Origin of the sequence: Pseudomonas sp. (assembly GCF_046581935.1) — a bacterium.
Lineage (GTDB): Bacteria > Pseudomonadota > Gammaproteobacteria > Pseudomonadales > Pseudomonadaceae > Aquipseudomonas.
The window spans coordinates 44,025-60,283 of the sequence record NZ_JAYGFK010000025.1; the positions used below are offsets into that span (position 1 = coordinate 44,025).

General features: G+C 57.8%; 16 protein-coding genes. 15 read left to right on the forward strand and 1 reads right to left on the reverse strand.

The window, feature by feature from the left end; all coding sequences use genetic code 11:
• Positions 1-42: 42 nt before the first annotated feature.
• The 15 genes from pdxA (at position 43) to VCA57_RS21125 (ending at position 13,016) form a co-directional block, all read left to right on the forward strand.
• Positions 43-1,044, forward strand: a complete 1,002-nt coding sequence (gene pdxA / locus VCA57_RS21055) for a 4-hydroxythreonine-4-phosphate dehydrogenase PdxA (RefSeq protein WP_411187287.1) — start codon at positions 43-45, stop codon at positions 1,042-1,044.
• A gap of 108 nt (positions 1,045-1,152) precedes the next feature.
• Complete coding sequence (gene rsmA, locus VCA57_RS21060) at positions 1,153-1,965, forward strand: 16S rRNA (adenine(1518)-N(6)/adenine(1519)-N(6))-dimethyltransferase RsmA (RefSeq protein ID WP_411187289.1); 813 nt, start codon at positions 1,153-1,155, stop codon at positions 1,963-1,965.
• 31 nt (positions 1,966-1,996) lie between these two features.
• Positions 1,997-2,377: a Co2+/Mg2+ efflux protein ApaG gene (apaG, locus tag VCA57_RS21065; RefSeq protein WP_411187291.1), complete on the forward strand. Its 381-nt coding sequence runs from the start codon at positions 1,997-1,999 to the stop codon at positions 2,375-2,377.
• Complete coding sequence (locus VCA57_RS21070) at positions 2,377-3,198, forward strand: symmetrical bis(5'-nucleosyl)-tetraphosphatase (RefSeq protein WP_411187293.1); 822 nt, start codon at positions 2,377-2,379, stop codon at positions 3,196-3,198. The genes apaG and VCA57_RS21070 overlap by 1 nt, the downstream gene beginning before the upstream one ends.
• Complete coding sequence (glpE, locus tag VCA57_RS21075) at positions 3,195-3,524, forward strand: thiosulfate sulfurtransferase GlpE (RefSeq protein ID WP_411187295.1); 330 nt, start codon at positions 3,195-3,197, stop codon at positions 3,522-3,524. The genes VCA57_RS21070 and glpE overlap by 4 nt, the downstream gene beginning before the upstream one ends.
• 276 nt (positions 3,525-3,800) lie before the next feature.
• Positions 3,801-5,723, forward strand: a complete 1,923-nt coding sequence (locus VCA57_RS21080) for a PrkA family serine protein kinase (RefSeq protein WP_411187315.1) — start codon at positions 3,801-3,803, stop codon at positions 5,721-5,723.
• Positions 5,724-5,819: 96 nt separating this feature from the next.
• The gene (locus tag VCA57_RS21085; protein WP_411187297.1) at positions 5,820-7,091 is read left to right on the forward strand and encodes a YeaH/YhbH family protein; all 1,272 of its coding nucleotides are present in this window, start codon (positions 5,820-5,822) and stop codon (positions 7,089-7,091) included.
• Positions 7,088-8,656: a SpoVR family protein gene (locus VCA57_RS21090; protein ID WP_411187299.1), complete on the forward strand. Its 1,569-nt coding sequence runs from the start codon at positions 7,088-7,090 to the stop codon at positions 8,654-8,656. The genes VCA57_RS21085 and VCA57_RS21090 overlap by 4 nt, the downstream gene beginning before the upstream one ends.
• Before the next feature lie 61 nt (positions 8,657-8,717).
• Positions 8,718-9,230: a DUF4136 domain-containing protein gene (locus VCA57_RS21095; RefSeq protein ID WP_411187301.1), complete on the forward strand. Its 513-nt coding sequence runs from the start codon at positions 8,718-8,720 to the stop codon at positions 9,228-9,230.
• Between the two features lie 108 nt (positions 9,231-9,338).
• A complete protein-coding gene (locus VCA57_RS21100) occupies positions 9,339-10,568 on the forward strand; it encodes a multifunctional CCA addition/repair protein (RefSeq protein ID WP_411187317.1) in 1,230 nt (409 codons plus the stop codon).
• Between the two features lie 175 nt (positions 10,569-10,743).
• Positions 10,744-11,049, forward strand: coding sequence for a cupin domain-containing protein (locus VCA57_RS21105; RefSeq protein ID WP_411187303.1), 306 nt, complete (start codon positions 10,744-10,746; stop codon positions 11,047-11,049).
• A gap of 141 nt (positions 11,050-11,190) precedes the next feature.
• On the forward strand, positions 11,191-11,808 hold the full coding sequence (locus tag VCA57_RS21110) for a LysE family translocator (protein WP_411187305.1): 618 nt from the start codon (positions 11,191-11,193) through the stop codon (positions 11,806-11,808).
• Between the two features lie 49 nt (positions 11,809-11,857).
• The gene (locus VCA57_RS21115) at positions 11,858-12,166 is read left to right on the forward strand and encodes an NIPSNAP family protein (protein WP_411187307.1); all 309 of its coding nucleotides are present in this window, start codon (positions 11,858-11,860) and stop codon (positions 12,164-12,166) included.
• Between the two features lie 28 nt (positions 12,167-12,194).
• On the forward strand, positions 12,195-12,737 hold the full coding sequence (locus tag VCA57_RS21120; protein WP_411187309.1) for a DinB family protein: 543 nt from the start codon (positions 12,195-12,197) through the stop codon (positions 12,735-12,737).
• 42 nt (positions 12,738-12,779) lie between these two features.
• Positions 12,780-13,016 carry a helix-hairpin-helix domain-containing protein gene (locus tag VCA57_RS21125; protein ID WP_411187311.1) on the forward strand — a complete coding sequence of 79 codons (237 nt, stop codon included), beginning with the start codon at positions 12,780-12,782 and terminating at the stop codon, positions 13,014-13,016.
• A gap of 149 nt (positions 13,017-13,165) precedes the next feature.
• On the opposite strand, the gene VCA57_RS21130 is transcribed toward VCA57_RS21125, so the two are convergent.
• Positions 13,166-15,796, reverse strand: coding sequence for an autotransporter domain-containing protein (locus tag VCA57_RS21130; protein WP_411187313.1), 2,631 nt, complete (start codon positions 15,794-15,796; stop codon positions 13,166-13,168).
• Between the last annotated feature and the right edge of the window lie 463 nt (positions 15,797-16,259).

Below are 16,259 nucleotides of genomic sequence, written 5' to 3' on the forward strand. Positions count from 1 at the left end.
ACTGCGCACCAATCCAGTTGGCGCCTAACCGAGAGCACCTTGATGACTGCCCTTCGTCGCTTTGCCCTGACTCCAGGCGAACCCGCCGGCATAGGCCCGGACTTGTGCCTGTTACTGGCCCACGAAGCACAACCGCATGTGCTTGTGGCCATCGCCAACCGCGACTTGCTGGCTGAGCGGGCACAACTGCTCGGGCTGGACATTAAGCTGATAGCAGTCGATCCCAAAGACTGGCCAAGCCAAGCCGCCCCCGCAGGCAGCCTGTATGTATGGAACACCTTACTGGGCGCGCCGGTAAAGCCCGGCGTATTGGACGAAAACAACGCGCGCTACGTACTGGAGACCCTCGCGCGCGCGGGCACAGGCTGTCTTAATGGCGATTTCGCCGGGATGATTACCGCGCCCGTACACAAGGGTGTGATCAACCAAGCAGGGATCACCTTCTCCGGCCATACCGAATTTCTTGCCGAGCTGACACATACCGAGCAAGTGGTGATGATGCTAGCGACCCATGGCCTGCGTGTAGCGCTAGTGACTACGCACCTGCCACTCAAGGATGTTGCCGCAGCCATTACCCCGGAACGCCTAAGCCGGGTCACGCGCATCCTCGATCACGATCTACGCACGAAATTCGGCATCGCCCAACCACGCATCCTGGTCTGCGGCCTCAACCCTCACGCGGGCGAAGGGGGCCATCTGGGCCGTGAAGAAATCGAGATCATCGAGCCCACACTGCAACAACTGCGCAGCGAAGGTATCAACTTGATTGGCCCGTTGCCGGCCGACACACTGTTCACCCCCAAGCATCTTGAACAGTGCGATGCGGTGCTCGCCATGTACCACGACCAAGGTCTACCAGTACTCAAGTACAAAGGCTTTGGCGCGGCAGTGAACATCACCTTGGGCCTGCCCATCATCCGCACCTCAGTCGACCACGGCACGGCCCTGGACCTAGCGGGGAGCGGCAAGATTGACAGCGGCAGCCTGCAGGTTGCCCTGCGTACCGCTTACGAAATGGCCGACAGCCAGACAACAAGCCACTGACAGCCGCGCCCAGCACAGAGCGCAAGCCGCCAATGCTGTTAAACTGCTGGGCTTTCTACACGCGTTAAATACGCTTTAAGCCCTTGGTTTAAAGCCTGGAGCCGCTGCATGTCCGAATACCAACACCGCGCGCGCAAGCGCTTCGGCCAAAACTTCCTGCATGACGCAGGGGTCATTCATCGCATTTTGCGTGCGATCCATGCCCGCGAAGGCGAGCACATGCTGGAAATCGGCCCGGGCCAAGGGGCTCTCACCGAAGGCCTGCTGAACAGCGGTGCACAGCTCGACGTGATTGAGCTCGACCGCGACCTGATCCCGATCCTGCAACACCAGTTCGGCAACAACCCGCGTTTTCGCCTGAATCAAGGCGACGCGCTGAAGTTCGATTTCAACCAACTGCAGGCCGCGCCGCACAGCCTGCGCGTGGTCGGCAACCTGCCGTACAACATCTCCACACCGCTGATATTCCATCTGCTGGATAACGCCGCACTGATCCGCGACATGCACTTTATGCTGCAAAAGGAAGTGGTCGAACGTCTGGCGGCCACGCCTGGCGGTGGTGATTGGGGGCGGCTGTCGATCATGGTGCAGTACCACTGCCGTGTAGAGCATCTGTTCAATGTCGGCCCCGGCGCGTTCAACCCGCCGCCCAAGGTCGACTCGGCCATCGTCCGTCTGGTGCCACACGAAGTTCTGCCGCATCCGGCCAAGGACCACCACTTACTTGAGCGTGTGGTGCGCGAAGCCTTCAACCAGCGCCGCAAGACCTTGCGTAATACCCTCAAGGCGTTGCTGCCAGCCGACGCCATCGAAGCCGCGGGCGTAGATGGCAGCCTGCGCCCCGAGCAGCTGGACCTGGCAGCGTTTGTCCGCCTGGCGGACAAACTGGCTGAGCAACCCACCCCGACTGACAGCGACTAGACTGGCTTTCCGTCTAACGAGTTAATTACGCATGAGCGATTCGCGCTACAACATCGACGTCAGCGTCGTTACCCGCTACCTGCCGGAGCAATCGCAGCCGGAGCAAAGCCGCTTCGCCTTTGCCTATACGGTAACCGTCAGTAATAACGGCGAACTGCCGGCCAAGTTGCTCTCACGCCATTGGGTGATTACCGATGGCGACGGCCGCGTGCAGGAAGTACGCGGCGCCGGTGTAATCGGCCAGCAGCCACTGATTGAGGCAGGCGCAAGCCATACCTACAGCAGCGGTACGGTGATGGCCACTCGCGTCGGCATCATGCAGGGCAGTTACCAAATGCTCGCCGAAGACGGCAAACGCTTTGACGCCATCATCGCGCCCTTCCGCCTTGCGGTGCCGGGCTCGCTGCACTAATGGCCACCTACGCCGTCGGCGACCTGCAAGGTTGCCTGAAACCGCTACAGTGCCTGCTTGAGCGTGTGGCCTTTGACCCTGCACAGGACAAACTATGGCTGGTTGGCGACTTGGTCAATCGCGGCCCTGAGTCCCTGGCAACGCTGCGTTTTCTCTATGGCATGCGCGATGCGCTAACTTGCGTGCTGGGCAATCACGACCTGCATCTTTTGGCCGTGGCGCACAATATTGAACGCTTGAAAAAAGGCGACACCTTGCGCGAGATTATCGACGCGCCGGATGCAGCCGACTTGCTTGATTGGCTGCGCCGGCAAAAACTGCTGCACTACGACGACGCCCGCAAAACGGCCCTGGTGCATGCCGGCATTCCGCCGCAGTGGAATATAAGCAAGGCGCTCAAACGTGCCGCCGAAGTTGAAGAAGCCCTGCGCGACGATGCACGTTTGCCGTTGTTTCTCGACGGCATGTATGGCAACGAACCGGCCAAGTGGCACGGCGACCTGCAAGGCGTGACCCGCCTGCGGGTGATCACCAATTACTTCACCCGCATGCGCTTCTGCAAAGCCGACGGCACCCTCGACCTGAAAAGCAAGGAAGGCGTAGGCAGCGCACCAGCGGGCTACGCCCCCTGGTTTAGCTACAAACAGCGCAAAGCCCGTGAGCAACGCATCATCTTCGGCCACTGGGCAGCGCTTGAAGGTCAATGCCAGGAGCCCAACGTGGTGGCCCTGGATACCGGCTGTGTATGGGGGGCGAGCATGACCCTGATGAACATCGATAGCGGCGAGAAATACAGCTGCGACTGTAAGGAGCAAGCATGAGCGAATTCAAACGCATCCCACCCGAGCAAGCCCAGGCCTTACGCCAACAGGGTGCAGTTGTCGTCGATATCCGCGATCCGCAAAGTTTTGCTGCCGGACATATCAGCGGCTCGCAGCACCTCGACAACCATTCACTGCACAGCTTTATCAGCCAAGCTGATCTTGATGCACCGCTGATCGTGGCCTGCTATCACGGCAACTCCAGCCAGAGCGCGGCGGCCTACCTAGTCGGCCAGGGTTTCAGTGATGTCTACAGCCTCGATGGTGGTTTCGAGCTATGGCGTGCCACCTTTCCCGATGACACCGCACAAGCTCCAGCCGAATAATTTTTTTCAGCGTTCAGGCCGCGCCAGCAGCGGCCTGCCGGCAACTCCCGACCAACGGTAATACTCTGTTGCCGTTACAGTCCCCCTAACACCACTGATTCCGAACTATCCTTTAGCGCAGGCCATCCAAAACAAGGTAGAGCCGGCCAAACGGCATCGGGCCATCGGTATGACTATTAGGTGATCTGGGGGTTTTATCCCGGCTGCATCCGCACCGGAGCTACCTGGCACCTGACCGACCCCGCACCGGCTCTGCGCATCGAGCGAGGTGAAGTCATGAGCATTTTCAGCCACTTCCAACAACGTTTCGAAGCGACTCGCCAGGAGGAACTCTCCCTCCAGGAGTACCTCGAGCTGTGCAAGCAGGACCGCGGAGCCTATGCCTCAGCAGCTGAACGCCTGCTACTGGCCATTGGCGAGCCGGAACTGCTCGACACCTCAACTGACCCGAGACTGTCGCGTATCTTTTCCAACAAGGTGATCCGCCGCTATCCAGCCTTTGCCGACTTCCACGGCATGGAAGAGTGCATCGACCAGATCGTCTCCTACTTCCGCCATGCTGCTCAGGGCCTGGAAGAGAAGAAACAGATTCTCTACCTGCTCGGCCCAGTGGGCGGCGGCAAATCGTCCCTGGCGGAAAAACTCAAGCACCTGATCGAGAAAGTGCCGTTCTACGCCATCAAAGGTTCGCCCGTATTTGAATCGCCACTCGGCCTGTTCAGCGACGCTGAAGACGGCGCCATTCTGGAAGAAGATTACGGCATCCCACGGCGCTACCTGGGCAGCATCATGTCGCCCTGGGCGACCAAGCGCCTACAGGAATTCGGCGGTGATATCAGCCAGTTTCGGGTGGTCAAACTTTACCCCTCGATTCTCAACCAGATAGCCGTGGCCAAAACCGAACCCGGTGATGAGAATAATCAGGACATCTCCGCCCTGGTCGGCAAGGTGGACATCCGCAAGCTTGAGGAATACCCGCAGAACGATGCCGACGCCTACAGCTACTCGGGCGCACTGTGCCGGGCCAACCAGGGGTTGATGGAATTCGTTGAAATGTTCAAGGCACCGATCAAGGTGCTGCACCCACTGCTGACCGCCACCCAGGAAGGTAACTACAACAGTACTGAGGGCCTTGGCGCGATCCCCTACAGCGGCATCCTGCTGGCCCACTCCAATGAATCAGAGTGGCACAGCTTCCGCAACAACAAGAACAACGAGGCGTTCATCGACCGCATCTACATCGTCAAGGTACCCTACTGCCTGCGCGTCACCGACGAGATCAAAATCTACGACAAGTTACTGTTCAACAGCTCCCTGGCCAAAGCCCATTGCGCGCCGGACACCCTGAAAATGCTCGCGCAATTCACCACACTGAGCCGCCTGAAAGAACCTGAAAACTCCAACGTTTACTCGAAAATGCGCGTGTATGACGGCGAGAACCTCAAAGACACCGACCCAAAAGCCAAGTCGATTCAGGAGTACCGTGACACCGCCGGCGTGGATGAAGGGATGAACGGCCTGTCGACCCGCTTTGCTTTCAAGATTCTCTCCAAGGTGTTCAACTTCGACCCCCATGAGGTGGCCGCCAACCCTGTTCACCTGCTCTACGTGCTGGAGCAACAGATCGAGCAAGAACAGTTCCCCGCCGAAGTGCGCGAACGCTACCTGCGCTTTATCAAGGAGTACCTGGCCCCGCGCTATATCGAATTTATCGGCAAGGAAATCCAGACCGCCTATCTCGAGTCCTACAGCGAGTATGGGCAGAACATCTTCGACCGCTATGTGCTGTACGCCGACTTCTGGATTCAGGACCAGGAATACCGTGACCCGGAAACCGGCGAAATACTCAACCGCGTGGCGCTAAACGAAGAACTGGAGAAAATCGAAAAACCCGCTGGCATCAGCAATCCGAAGGATTTCCGCAACGAGATCGTCAACTTCGTGCTGCGCGCCCGCGCCAACAACAACGGCAAGAACCCAACCTGGCTCAGTTACGAAAAGCTGCGCGTGGTGATCGAGAAGAAAATGTTCTCCAACACCGAAGACCTGCTACCGGTCATCAGCTTCAACGCCAAGGCGAGCAAGGAGGATCAACAAAAACACAACGACTTCGTCACTCGCATGGTCGAGCGCGGCTACACCGACAAACAGGTTCGCCTGCTGTCCGAGTGGTACCTGCGTGTTCGTAAATCGCAATAAAGCGGCCTGATGCAACAGGCTACATAGCGGTGCAGAGCACGCCAGTGTGCTCTGCCAATGTTTGCGCCTGATGTATGCAGTGCACGGAGGGCAGTTATGAGCCATGTGATCGACCGACGCCTGAACGGCAAAAACAAGAGCACGGTGAACCGCCAGCGCTTTTTGCGGCGTTACCGTGACCACATCAAGAAGGCCGTGGAAGAGGCGGTCAGCCGCCGCTCCATTACCGATATGGAGCACGGTGAACAAATCAGCATCCCCGGCCGCGACATTGACGAACCGGTGCTGCACCACGGCCGCGGCGGCCGCCAGACCACCGTGCACCCTGGCAATAGAGAATTCACCACTGGCGAGAAAATTGCCCGTCCACAAGGTGGTGGCGGCGGCCAAGGTGCCGGCAAAGCGAGCAACGCCGGCGAAGGCATCGACGAGTTCGTCTTCCAAATCACCCAGGAAGAATTCCTCGACTTTATGTTCGAGGACCTGGAGCTGCCCAACCTGATCAAACGCCACCTGACCGGCAGCGATACCTTCAAGAGCGTGCGCGCGGGGATCAGCAACGAAGGCAATCCATCGCGGATCAATATCGTCCGCACATTGCGTTCGGCACACGCTCGGCGCATCGCCCTTTCCGGCAGCAGCCGTAACAAGCTCAAAGCGGCGGAGGCCGCGCTTGAGCGTCTAAAGCAAGAGCAACCCGACAACTTCGGTGATATTCAGGCCCTTGAAGAGGACATCAGCAAACTGCGTGATCGGATCAGGCGCGTGCCCTTCCTCGACACCTTCGACCTCAAGTACAACCTGCTGGTCAAACAACCCAACCCCAGCTCCAAAGCCGTCATGTTCTGCCTGATGGACGTGTCCGGTTCGATGACCCAGTCGACCAAGGACATCGCCAAGCGCTTCTTTATCCTGCTTTACCTGTTCCTCAAGCGGAACTACGACAAGATCGAAGTGGTGTTTATCCGCCACCACACCAGCGCCAAAGAGGTCGACGAAGAGGAGTTCTTCTATTCACGGGAAACCGGCGGCACCATCGTTTCCAGCGCGCTCAAATTGATGCACGAGGTCATGACCGAGCGCTACCCGATCAACGAATGGAATATCTATGCGGCACAGGCCTCGGATGGCGACAACTGGAATGACGACTCACCCGTGTGCCGGGATCTGTTGATCAATAAGATCATGCCGTTTGTGCAGTACTTCACCTACGTCGAGATCACCCCGCGCGAGCACCAGGCGCTGTGGTTTGAGTATGAGCAAGTGAGTGAGGCATTCGCCGACACCTTCGCTCAGCAGCAACTGATTTCTGCCGGGGATATCTACCCGGTATTCCGCGACCTGTTCCAGCGGAGGCTTACCACATGACCAATGCCCAAGATAAACGGCGTCAGCCGATCTCTACTGGCTCAGAGTGGACCTTTGAGCTGATCCGCAGCTATGACCGCGAGATCAGTCGTATCGCCGAACGCTACGCACTGGACACTTACCCCAATCAAATCGAGGTGATCACCGCCGAGCAGATGATGGATGCCTATGCCTCGGTCGGCATGCCGTTGGGCTACCACCACTGGTCCTATGGCAAACACTTCCTCAGCACCGAAAAAGGCTACAAGCGCGGGCAGATGGGCCTGGCCTACGAGATCGTGATCAACTCCGATCCGTGCATCGCCTACCTGATGGAAGAGAACACCATCTGCATGCAGGCCTTGGTAATTGCCCACGCGTGCTACGGCCACAACAGCTTCTTCAAGGGTAACTACCTGTTCCGCACCTGGACCGATGCCAGCTCGATCATCGACTACCTGGTGTTCGCCAAGCAGTACATCATGCAATGCGAGGAACGCCACGGTATCGACGCAGTGGAGGACCTGCTCGACTCCTGCCACGCCCTGATGAACTACGGCGTCGACCGCTACAAGCGTCCCTACCCGATTTCCGCCGAGGAAGAACGGCGGCGCATGAAGGACCGCGAAGAACACCTGCAGAAACAGATCAACGACCTCTGGCGCACCATTCCGAAAAGCGCCAGCAAGGGCGGCGACACGGACAACAAACGCTTCCCCGCCGAACCGCAGGAAAACATTCTCTACTTCCTCGAAAAACACGCGCCGCTGCTGGAGCCCTGGCAGCGCGAGATCATCCGCATCGTGCGCAAGATCGCCCAGTACTTCTACCCGCAGCGCCAAACCCAGGTGATGAACGAAGGCTGGGCCACCTTCTGGCACTACACCCTGATGAACGATCTGTACGACGAAGGCCTGGTGACCGAAGGCTTCATGATGGAGTTCCTGCAGTCGCACACCAGCGTGGTCTACCAACCGCCGTTCGACAGCCCCTACTACAGCGGCATCAATCCCTACGCCCTCGGGTTCGCCATGTATCGCGACATCCGCCGCATCTGCGAAGAGCCAACCGACGAAGACCGCCGCTGGTTCCCGGAGATTGCCGGCAGCGATTGGCTAAGCACCTTGAAGTTCGCCATGACCAGCTTCAAGGACGAGAGCTTCATCCTGCAGTACCTGTCACCCAAGGTAATTCGCGACCTCAAGCTGTTCAGCATTCTCGATGATGACCAGAAAGACGAACTGTACGTCCCGGCGATTCACGACGAGCCCGGCTACCAGCAGATTCGTGAAACCCTGGCCGCGCAATACAACCTGGGCAACCGCGAACCCAACGTACAAATCTGGAGTATCGACCGCCGTGGTGACCGCTCATTGACCCTGCGCCACCAACAACACGACCGTAAACCGCTGGGCAGCTCGACAGAAGAAGTACTGAAACACCTGCACCGCTTGTGGGGCTTCAATATCCACCTGGATATGTACCAAGGTGATCAGTTGATCGGCACCCAGCATGTTCCACCGAAAAGTGATGCTAGCCATGACGGCGACTACCCGCGCCTCGACCTGATGATTCCACCCATTTGATCGGTTGTGCACGCCTATGCCGAGCACCAGCATGAACAGCAGACCCACGAGGAGTCTGCTTATGCGCCTATTTGCCGTTCTACTGCTGTGCCTAGCGATGGCCACTTGCAGCAGCAATTTGCCTCGTGCCCAGATCCTGACCCCAGCCAGCGTTGATTTAGCCGGCAAACACACCTTTGCCCTGGTTGCCGCCGAACAGCCCGAGCAAGACGACGCAGCGTTTATCGAGCGTAATGCGCAGCTTGCACAATTACTGCGCGAAGGTTTGAGTGCGCGCGGCTATCAGGCCAACCCACAGGCAGAGATTCAGGTGCATTACTCACTGGCGATGCAGGACAGTCCGCTGGATATCAAGGTTGATAGCGCACCGCCAACACCGCTTGGCCCTTATCAAGCGATGCATCGCCTGCGCGATGAGACCGGCACCCTGCGCATTCGCCTGACTACCCCAACACAGCAGCCCCTCTGGGAAGGCCTGATCAACACTGGCCTGAGCCCCGCCAAGGACAGCGCTGAATTGCTCGAACGCGCGACCCAAGCGCTACTGCAACAGATCCCCCAAGCAGCGCCCTAACAGCCCCTAGCCCGGACGCATGTAATCCGGGGACCCACTGAAAACACATCCAGGCTACCCATCGTCAGCGGCCAGCCGCTATCCTCCGCACTTAGCGGAGGAACCATGATGCAGATTTACAAAGTAGGCGGCGCAGTACGCGATCGCCTGTTAGGCCGCACAGTCAGCGAGATCGACTGGGTGGTGGTCGGTGCCAGTGCCGAGCAGATGCTCAAACTGGGCTACCGTCCGGTGGGGGCGGACTTCCCCGTGTTCCTGCACCCCAAAACCGGCGAGGAATACGCCCTGGCCCGCACCGAACGAAAAAGCGGCCATGGCTACGGCGGCTTCACCTTCTTCGCCAGCCCGGACGTGACCCTGGAAGAAGACCTGGTCCGCCGCGACCTGACCGTCAACGCCATAGCCGAAGATGACCAAGGCAACCTGATAGACCCCTATGACGGCCAGCGCGACCTCGACGCCAGGTTGCTACGTCATGTCTCCCCGGCCTTCGCCGAAGATCCGTTGCGCGTGCTGCGGGTCGCACGCTTTGCCGCGCGCTATGCGCCCCTGGGTTTTACGGTCGCCGCCGAAACCATGGCGCTAATGCGCGAGCTTAGCGAGTCGGGTGAACTCAGCGCCTTGACGCCCGAGCGCAGCTGGAAGGAAATCTCCCGCGCGCTTATGGAGCCGCGCCCGGATGTGTTTATCCAAGTCTTGCGCGACTGTGGCGCATTGCAGGTGCTGCTGCCAGAAGTCGATATGCTGTTCGGCATCCCACAACCAGCCGCCCATCACCCAGAAATTGACACAGGCGTGCATGTGCTTAGCGTGCTGCGCCAATGCGCCGAACATCAGCAACCGCTGACGGTGCGCTGGGCCTGCCTGCTGCACGATGTCGGCAAAGGCCTGACACCCGAAGCCGAATGGCCCCGGCACATCGCCCACGAGCACAAAGGGTTAAAGCTGATCCGCGCGATCAACCAGCGCTGCAAAGTTCCCAAGGATTGCCAGGAACTCGCCCTGCAGGTCGGCGAGTTCCACACCCACGGCCATCGCGCGCTAGAGCTGAAGGCCTCGACCTTGCTCAAACTGCTGCAAGGCTTCGACGTATTCCGCCGCCCACAACGCTTCGAGGAGTTTATCGCAGCGTGCGAAATGGACGCCCGTGGCCGCCTCGGTCTGGAACAACGCGCCTACCCGCAAGCCGATTACCTGCGCGCCGCAATGCACGCAGCGCGGGCGGTAGCCGTGCAACCTTTGCTCGCTCAAGGGTTTAAGGGTGCCGAACTGGGCGAGGCGTTAAATCGCGAACGCCTGCAGGCGCTCACAGTATATAAAGCCAGCGCCAGCGCCTAATCGCCAGAGCAACGGCCGGCTTATTTACTGTGCCTCACAAGGGCATGACGATTTTACTTTCACAATAAATGGCGTCGAAACGTGCCTAGAACAAATAGCCAGATAAGCCCGCAATAAATAAGAGCAGTCTTCACAATTTGACAATCCGTGATGCATTACAAGGAAGAGAAATAAAATGCCAGGCAAGTACCCAAATAGAATTAAACAACTACCCCTATTTGATGGCCGCTTCGATGCCTACAAACTTGAGGCAAAAGACAGTACCGTGCTATTTGCGTCATACCCTGCAGGAACATCCATCCCGCCGCACAGCCATGAAACCGATAACCATGGTGTGATTACGCGCGGCGAATTGCTCCTGACCATGAACAACCAAACCATCCGAGTGGGCGTCGGCGAGTGGTATCACGTACCAGCACATGTAGAGCACGCGGCGTCATTTGAAGTAGAGACCGACGAGGTCGAATTTTGGTTTGTATAACCACGCCCATAGCCTAAGCCACCCGCTCGCGTACCAGGGCGGGCAAGCCCCGCGTTACCGCTCAATGATCGAAAAAGCAAAACTTGATTAACACCTCAGCAGACCCTAAATCTGCTGAAACACAGCGCTATGGACAGTCACATGGAATATTTACTCGCCGTCATTCTCTTCGCTGTTTCGTCCTCAGTAACACCTGGGCCAAACAACATTATGGTGATGACATCCGGCCTGAATTTCGGCATCAAACGAAGCCTGCCGCTACTGGCGGGAATATGTGTTGGTTTTACCATCATGCTGTTGCTTGTTGGCCTGGGCTTCGCCCAGCTATTTGACCTATTCCCCAGCTTACACTTCATCATCAAGTGCGTTGGCACGCTGTATTTACTCTATCTGGCCTGGTTAATTGCCAGATCGGCGGGTGCGGTTACTGCAGAGCACCAAGCCAAGCCCCTGAGCTTTATGAAAGGAGCCTTGTTTCAGTGGGTAAATGCGAAGGCTTGGGTAGTCGCCACAGGTGCAATTGCAGCCTTCACAACCATTGGCGCAAGTTTTTACACGCAGAACCTGACAATCGCCCTGACCTTTTTTGTCGTGTCGTTTCCCTGCGTTGGGGTTTGGCTGCTGTTCGGCTCAATGCTTAAAAACCTGCTGACTAGCGAGCAGAATCGCAAGTGGTTCAACTACAGCATGGCCGCACTGCTGGTTCTATCTGTTGTGCCCGTAGTAAAAGAAATACTCACTCAGCTCACTCACCGTTGAACCCGTGAGCGGCCTGAATTAGCCAGCCAAGACTATTAGAGAGGCCAGCATGATCACCTGTCATATCCGCTATGTGCTCGACCCGCGCAAACTCAAGGAATTCGAGCATTACGGCAAACTGTGGATTGCCTTGGTGGCGAAGTTTGGCGGCATCCATCACGGTTACTTTCTGCCGTCGGAAGGCGCCAACAATATCGGCCTGGCGATGTTCAGCTTCCCCAGCCTGGCAGAGTACGAGCAGTATCGCCTCAAGTCTTTCGCTGACGCCGAGTGCCTGGCAGCCTTCCAGTATGCGCAAGAGACGCAATGTGTGGTTAGCTACGAGCGCACCTTCTTCCGCCCGGTATTCGATGCCTGACTGAACCTTAATTGCCGAGTTAAGTGCCATGTCCCAACTTGCCCACTACCAGTTACTGGCCCGCTATAACGCATGGATGAACGACAAGCTCTATGCAGCGGCCGGCCAGCTTTCGCCACAGGCACTGAATGAGGACCGTGGAGCGTTCTTCACCTCCATCCTCGGCACACTCAACCATATTGCAGTGGCCGATATCGTCTGGCTCAAGCGCTTTGCCGGACACCCAGCGTGCCATGAACTGCGCCAGGCAATCAGTGACCTACAGCAGCCTGTGGCGCTCGATCAATTGCTGTTCGAAACGCTCGCGCCGCTGCATTCCTTGCGCAGCCGGCTGGATGGGCATATCAGCGACTGGGTGGCGGCGTTGACCGAGCAAGATCTGGCGCAGGTGCTGGCCTACAGCAATATGCAGGGTGTGCCGGCGCAGCGCCCATATGCCAGCCTGATGCTGCATTTCTTCAACCATCAAACCCACCATCGCGGCCAAGCCAGCACCCTGCTGTTTCAGGCTGGCCAGGATGTCGGCGTGACCGATTTGCTAGCACTGGTTGCCAACGTTGACCCACTGTAAAAGTCGCACAGTAGCCCTACCCCCAAGACAGGACGTCTCAGCATGGCATTTACCGAAGCAGAAAAACTCGCCCTACTGTCCCTCAAAGGCGTTGGCCCAACCGTCATCAAGCGCCTTGAAGAAATCGGCATTGATTCATTGGCGCAACTGGCCACCTACCGCGCCGAGGACCTCGCCGAAATGGTCGCCGCAATGCTGCACAGCACCTGCTGGAAAAACAGCCCGCAAGCAAGAGCGGCGCTCAATGCGGCAATAGGCCTGGCCAAAGGCAGCCTATAAAGCCAGCATCAACCTGCAAGTATTACGGCAAGCCCCGGCCAGCAGCTAAGCACGCCTCTGCCAACGACCAACGGCAATGCTGTCAAAAGCCTGACTTCCCGCACTGCCAATTCATTAGCTGTGCGGGAAGGCGACTCATGCTCCGAGTATCAGAACATCCAACGCAATTGCACCGAGGCAGTTTGGCTGAGGAAGCCTTCGCGATGCTGGGCGTCGTAACGCCCGGTGATCTCGGTGCCATTAGCGGAGGTGTAGATCAGGCCGGCACCTGCATGCTGCGACCAGGCCGATTGGTTACTGCCTTCGGTAACGAAAGCGGCCTGTGGGGCACCCGCATAAGCAGCGGTGATGCTAGCGTCGCGATTGTAGAAATCGTAGCCAGCACCAAGATTGCCGGTGACGCTGAGCTGATCGGTAAGGGCATGACTGAGCAGGCCGTCCAAACCCAACACCAGCGCGTCGGTACTGCGCGACTTGACCTGCAGATTGAGATCGCCTGCGCCTTTTTCACGGTAAGCCTCATCCTCGACCCAGGTGTAGTCGAGACGCAGCGACGGCTTAAAGGTGGTGTGCTCGCTCAGTTGAAAACGACGGTCCAGACCGATACCCGCGTGAGCGGTCTTACTGTCGTAGCTCGACTCTGCGCTCAGGCCGACAAGGTCAATTTGGCGCTTGCCGTCATTACGCAACTGCCCCGCATCAAGCTGGAACAGCAGATCAGTATCGGCATCCAGCGCATGGCGGCCATAGAGGATGAACTGGTAGGTATCGATGTCTGCACTCTGCTTCGGACCGGCAGAGTTGCTCGACACATCAGTCTTGGCATAAGCAAGCGCCAACCCCAGGTCAGTATCCACAGCCACACTGCCGTCTGCACCAATCACAAAACCGTTGGTATCGGCGCTGTAGCCAACAACACCGTCACGGTTGTCTTGGCGCGAGCGGGTAGCAAAGGGCTTCATCCAGAGATGGCGGTCACCGAAGAAAGTGTCGCCCGAGGACAGGCCACGGGTCACATCAACGCGCGACTGGATCACCGAGTTGACGCTACCAAGGGTGTTGTTAGCTAGGTTCATCGAATTGCCGGTCAACAGTGGCAGGGTCTGCTGCACCTTACCGGTGACTTCGCTCGCGCTATTGCTATCGAGAATGCCTTGCAAGGCTTGGTTGAACTCAACGGAGCTGGTGCCATTGGCGAGCAGGTCATCCAAAATCGAAGCAGCGCCGAGTGCGCCCGGCGATTGCGGGGATACAGCGGCGCGAATGGTCGTCATACCTGTGTCCTGGGCGACCAGATCTACACCGTTGGCACGGAACAATGTGGCGAAGGCGTAGCGCAGTGAGTTATCGGAAACGCGTAGGCCGCTGTTGGTGACACCACCTGCCGCGCTGACCACATCGGTCAGATCGCCGCCTGCGTAGGTCGATTTGAGGTCAACATTAAGGGTACCGCCCAGACTGGCCGTACCGCCGACCGCTAGGCTGCTGTAACTGGCAGAACTGTCGGCGGCGATGTTTAGCGAGCCATTCGAGGACTGCACGAAGTTCCCGCCAATGCGGCTCGAGATTGCCGAACCGGTACTGGCGTAGGTAGCCAAGCTAGCGCCTTGCTTGAGCACGAGGTCGCCCGCATTGTTGAAGTTGGCGAGGCTACCCAGTTGCAGGCCGCCAATCGCCAAGGCCCCGCTACGGTTTTCGACATCAACAGCGACACCGTCGGCCACCTGGAAGGCAGTAGCGGCACTGGCGATAGTGCCACTGTTGATAACACTGCCACCGCTTGCCGCATCCACGCGAATACCCACGCTGCTGGTAGTCATTGAGCCGCTGTTGACCAGGCTCACCTGACCGCCGCTCGACTCGGCGAATAGGCCAGTTTGCGCATCGATACGCCCAATGTTGGCAATACTGATCGCGCCCAACGAGCTGGCTGCATATATGCCAGCATCGTAAGCGGCGCTGATAGTGCCACCAGCACTATTGGTCACGCTCACCGTGCCACTGCCGTCGGTATCAGCGCTAATGCCGTAGTAATGCGCGACGTCCGCCAGGCTCAAATTGCGACTGGCAGTAATACTGCCGCTGTTGTTCACAATCACATTGCCGCCAGTGCCTGCGGCGACCACTGCATTGTAGTGCTCGGCAACCACGCTACCGCTGTTATTAATTTCTGAGCCGCCATTAGCCGACCAGGTAATCAGCCCCTGAAAGGTGCTTGCGCGGACACTGCCACGGTTGTCGATCATCGCAGTACCGAGCCAGTCGATTGCTCGTGCACCGGCTTGGTAGGAATTCACCGTGCCCAAATTGGTAATGCTGACGATTACCGGCGCACTACTATCGCTGCCGCCATCGGCGTACAGCCCACGAGCTTGGGTTGATGTCACCGTACCGCGGTTAATCAACGAAACCGCGCCATTGTTGGAAGTGGCGGTGATCCCATAGGTATCTGCACCCGTGGCCATTACGGTCGCGGCGCTGTCGACCGTAATGGTATTGCTGGTGTTAGGGTCCTTGCTCTCAGAGCGGAGCCAGACAGCCCCGAACGGACCTGCCGAGGTGATTGTTACACCGGGGTCAATCCGCAGGTTGGCGTCCCAGCCGGGCTGCTCGGAGAACATGTACACGGCTGGGTAATTATTTCGATTCAGTACCGTGGCACCGGTGATGGTCAGGTTCTGTACAAACGGGCCGCCGGCAGACGGCTTGCTAATCACAGCGACTGAGCTAGCCGTTGTATCGGTAACAGTCAGCGACGAGGTACCAGTGTCTCCCTGCATCTGAATCTCGGTATCACTAGACCCGCATGTCAGCACAGCGACATTGCCAGAGGTGCTGCAAATGCCAGCGGCAAATGCAGACGTAGCACCAAACAAAAGCGAGGCATGGGCCACTAGCAATGCAAGGCGGCGAAGTGGGAAGGTATTACGATCGGGGCTAAGCATGGCGATCTCCATGAAATAGATTCAGGGGCTAGTTCGAGTAGCTAAGTTATGCCTGAAACACTGCTTGAATTGAGCGAGCGTTAATGTCGAAACAGACACCTCCCTACGAACCAAGCTCAATCCCTAAGCCTCGCCAGCGTCAAATATGCTGAAGCCCCTAGGGATGCTCTGAAGTAGCCCTGTATTTCCGGTCGACTTCAGCCCTTGCTGATTTTTAAAACGGCAACTGACCAAAAAACGATCAGTATCTCGCATATTTCAGTGTTTTTAGCCGCTGCGAACGCTTCGCAGCGGCTAT

Bases quoted from the DNA above. Each gene is read 5' to 3' on its own strand.
- VCA57_RS21080 (WP_411187315.1), top strand. From the start codon at position 3,801: ATGAGCATTTTCAGCCACTTCCAACAACGTTTCGAAGCGACTCGCCAG.
- VCA57_RS21085 (WP_411187297.1), top strand. From the start codon at position 5,820: ATGAGCCATGTGATCGACCGACGCCTGAACGGCAAAAACAAGAGCACG.
- pdxA (WP_411187287.1), top strand. From the start codon at position 43: ATGACTGCCCTTCGTCGCTTTGCCCTGACTCCAGGCGAACCCGCCGGC.
- VCA57_RS21090 (WP_411187299.1), top strand. From the start codon at position 7,088: ATGACCAATGCCCAAGATAAACGGCGTCAGCCGATCTCTACTGGCTCA.
- VCA57_RS21110 (WP_411187305.1), top strand. From the start codon at position 11,191: ATGGAATATTTACTCGCCGTCATTCTCTTCGCTGTTTCGTCCTCAGTA.
- apaG (WP_411187291.1), top strand. From the start codon at position 1,997: ATGAGCGATTCGCGCTACAACATCGACGTCAGCGTCGTTACCCGCTAC.
- VCA57_RS21115 (WP_411187307.1), top strand. From the start codon at position 11,858: ATGATCACCTGTCATATCCGCTATGTGCTCGACCCGCGCAAACTCAAG.
- VCA57_RS21120 (WP_411187309.1), top strand. From the start codon at position 12,195: ATGTCCCAACTTGCCCACTACCAGTTACTGGCCCGCTATAACGCATGG.
- VCA57_RS21130 (WP_411187313.1), bottom strand. From the start codon at position 15,796: ATGCAGGGAGACACTGGTACCTCGTCGCTGACTGTTACCGATACAACG.
- VCA57_RS21100 (WP_411187317.1), top strand. From the start codon at position 9,339: ATGCAGATTTACAAAGTAGGCGGCGCAGTACGCGATCGCCTGTTAGGC.
- glpE (WP_411187295.1), top strand. From the start codon at position 3,195: ATGAGCGAATTCAAACGCATCCCACCCGAGCAAGCCCAGGCCTTACGC.
- VCA57_RS21070 (WP_411187293.1), top strand. From the start codon at position 2,377: ATGGCCACCTACGCCGTCGGCGACCTGCAAGGTTGCCTGAAACCGCTA.
- VCA57_RS21105 (WP_411187303.1), top strand. From the start codon at position 10,744: ATGCCAGGCAAGTACCCAAATAGAATTAAACAACTACCCCTATTTGAT.
- rsmA (WP_411187289.1), top strand. From the start codon at position 1,153: ATGTCCGAATACCAACACCGCGCGCGCAAGCGCTTCGGCCAAAACTTC.
- VCA57_RS21125 (WP_411187311.1), top strand. From the start codon at position 12,780: ATGGCATTTACCGAAGCAGAAAAACTCGCCCTACTGTCCCTCAAAGGC.
- VCA57_RS21095 (WP_411187301.1), top strand. From the start codon at position 8,718: ATGCGCCTATTTGCCGTTCTACTGCTGTGCCTAGCGATGGCCACTTGC.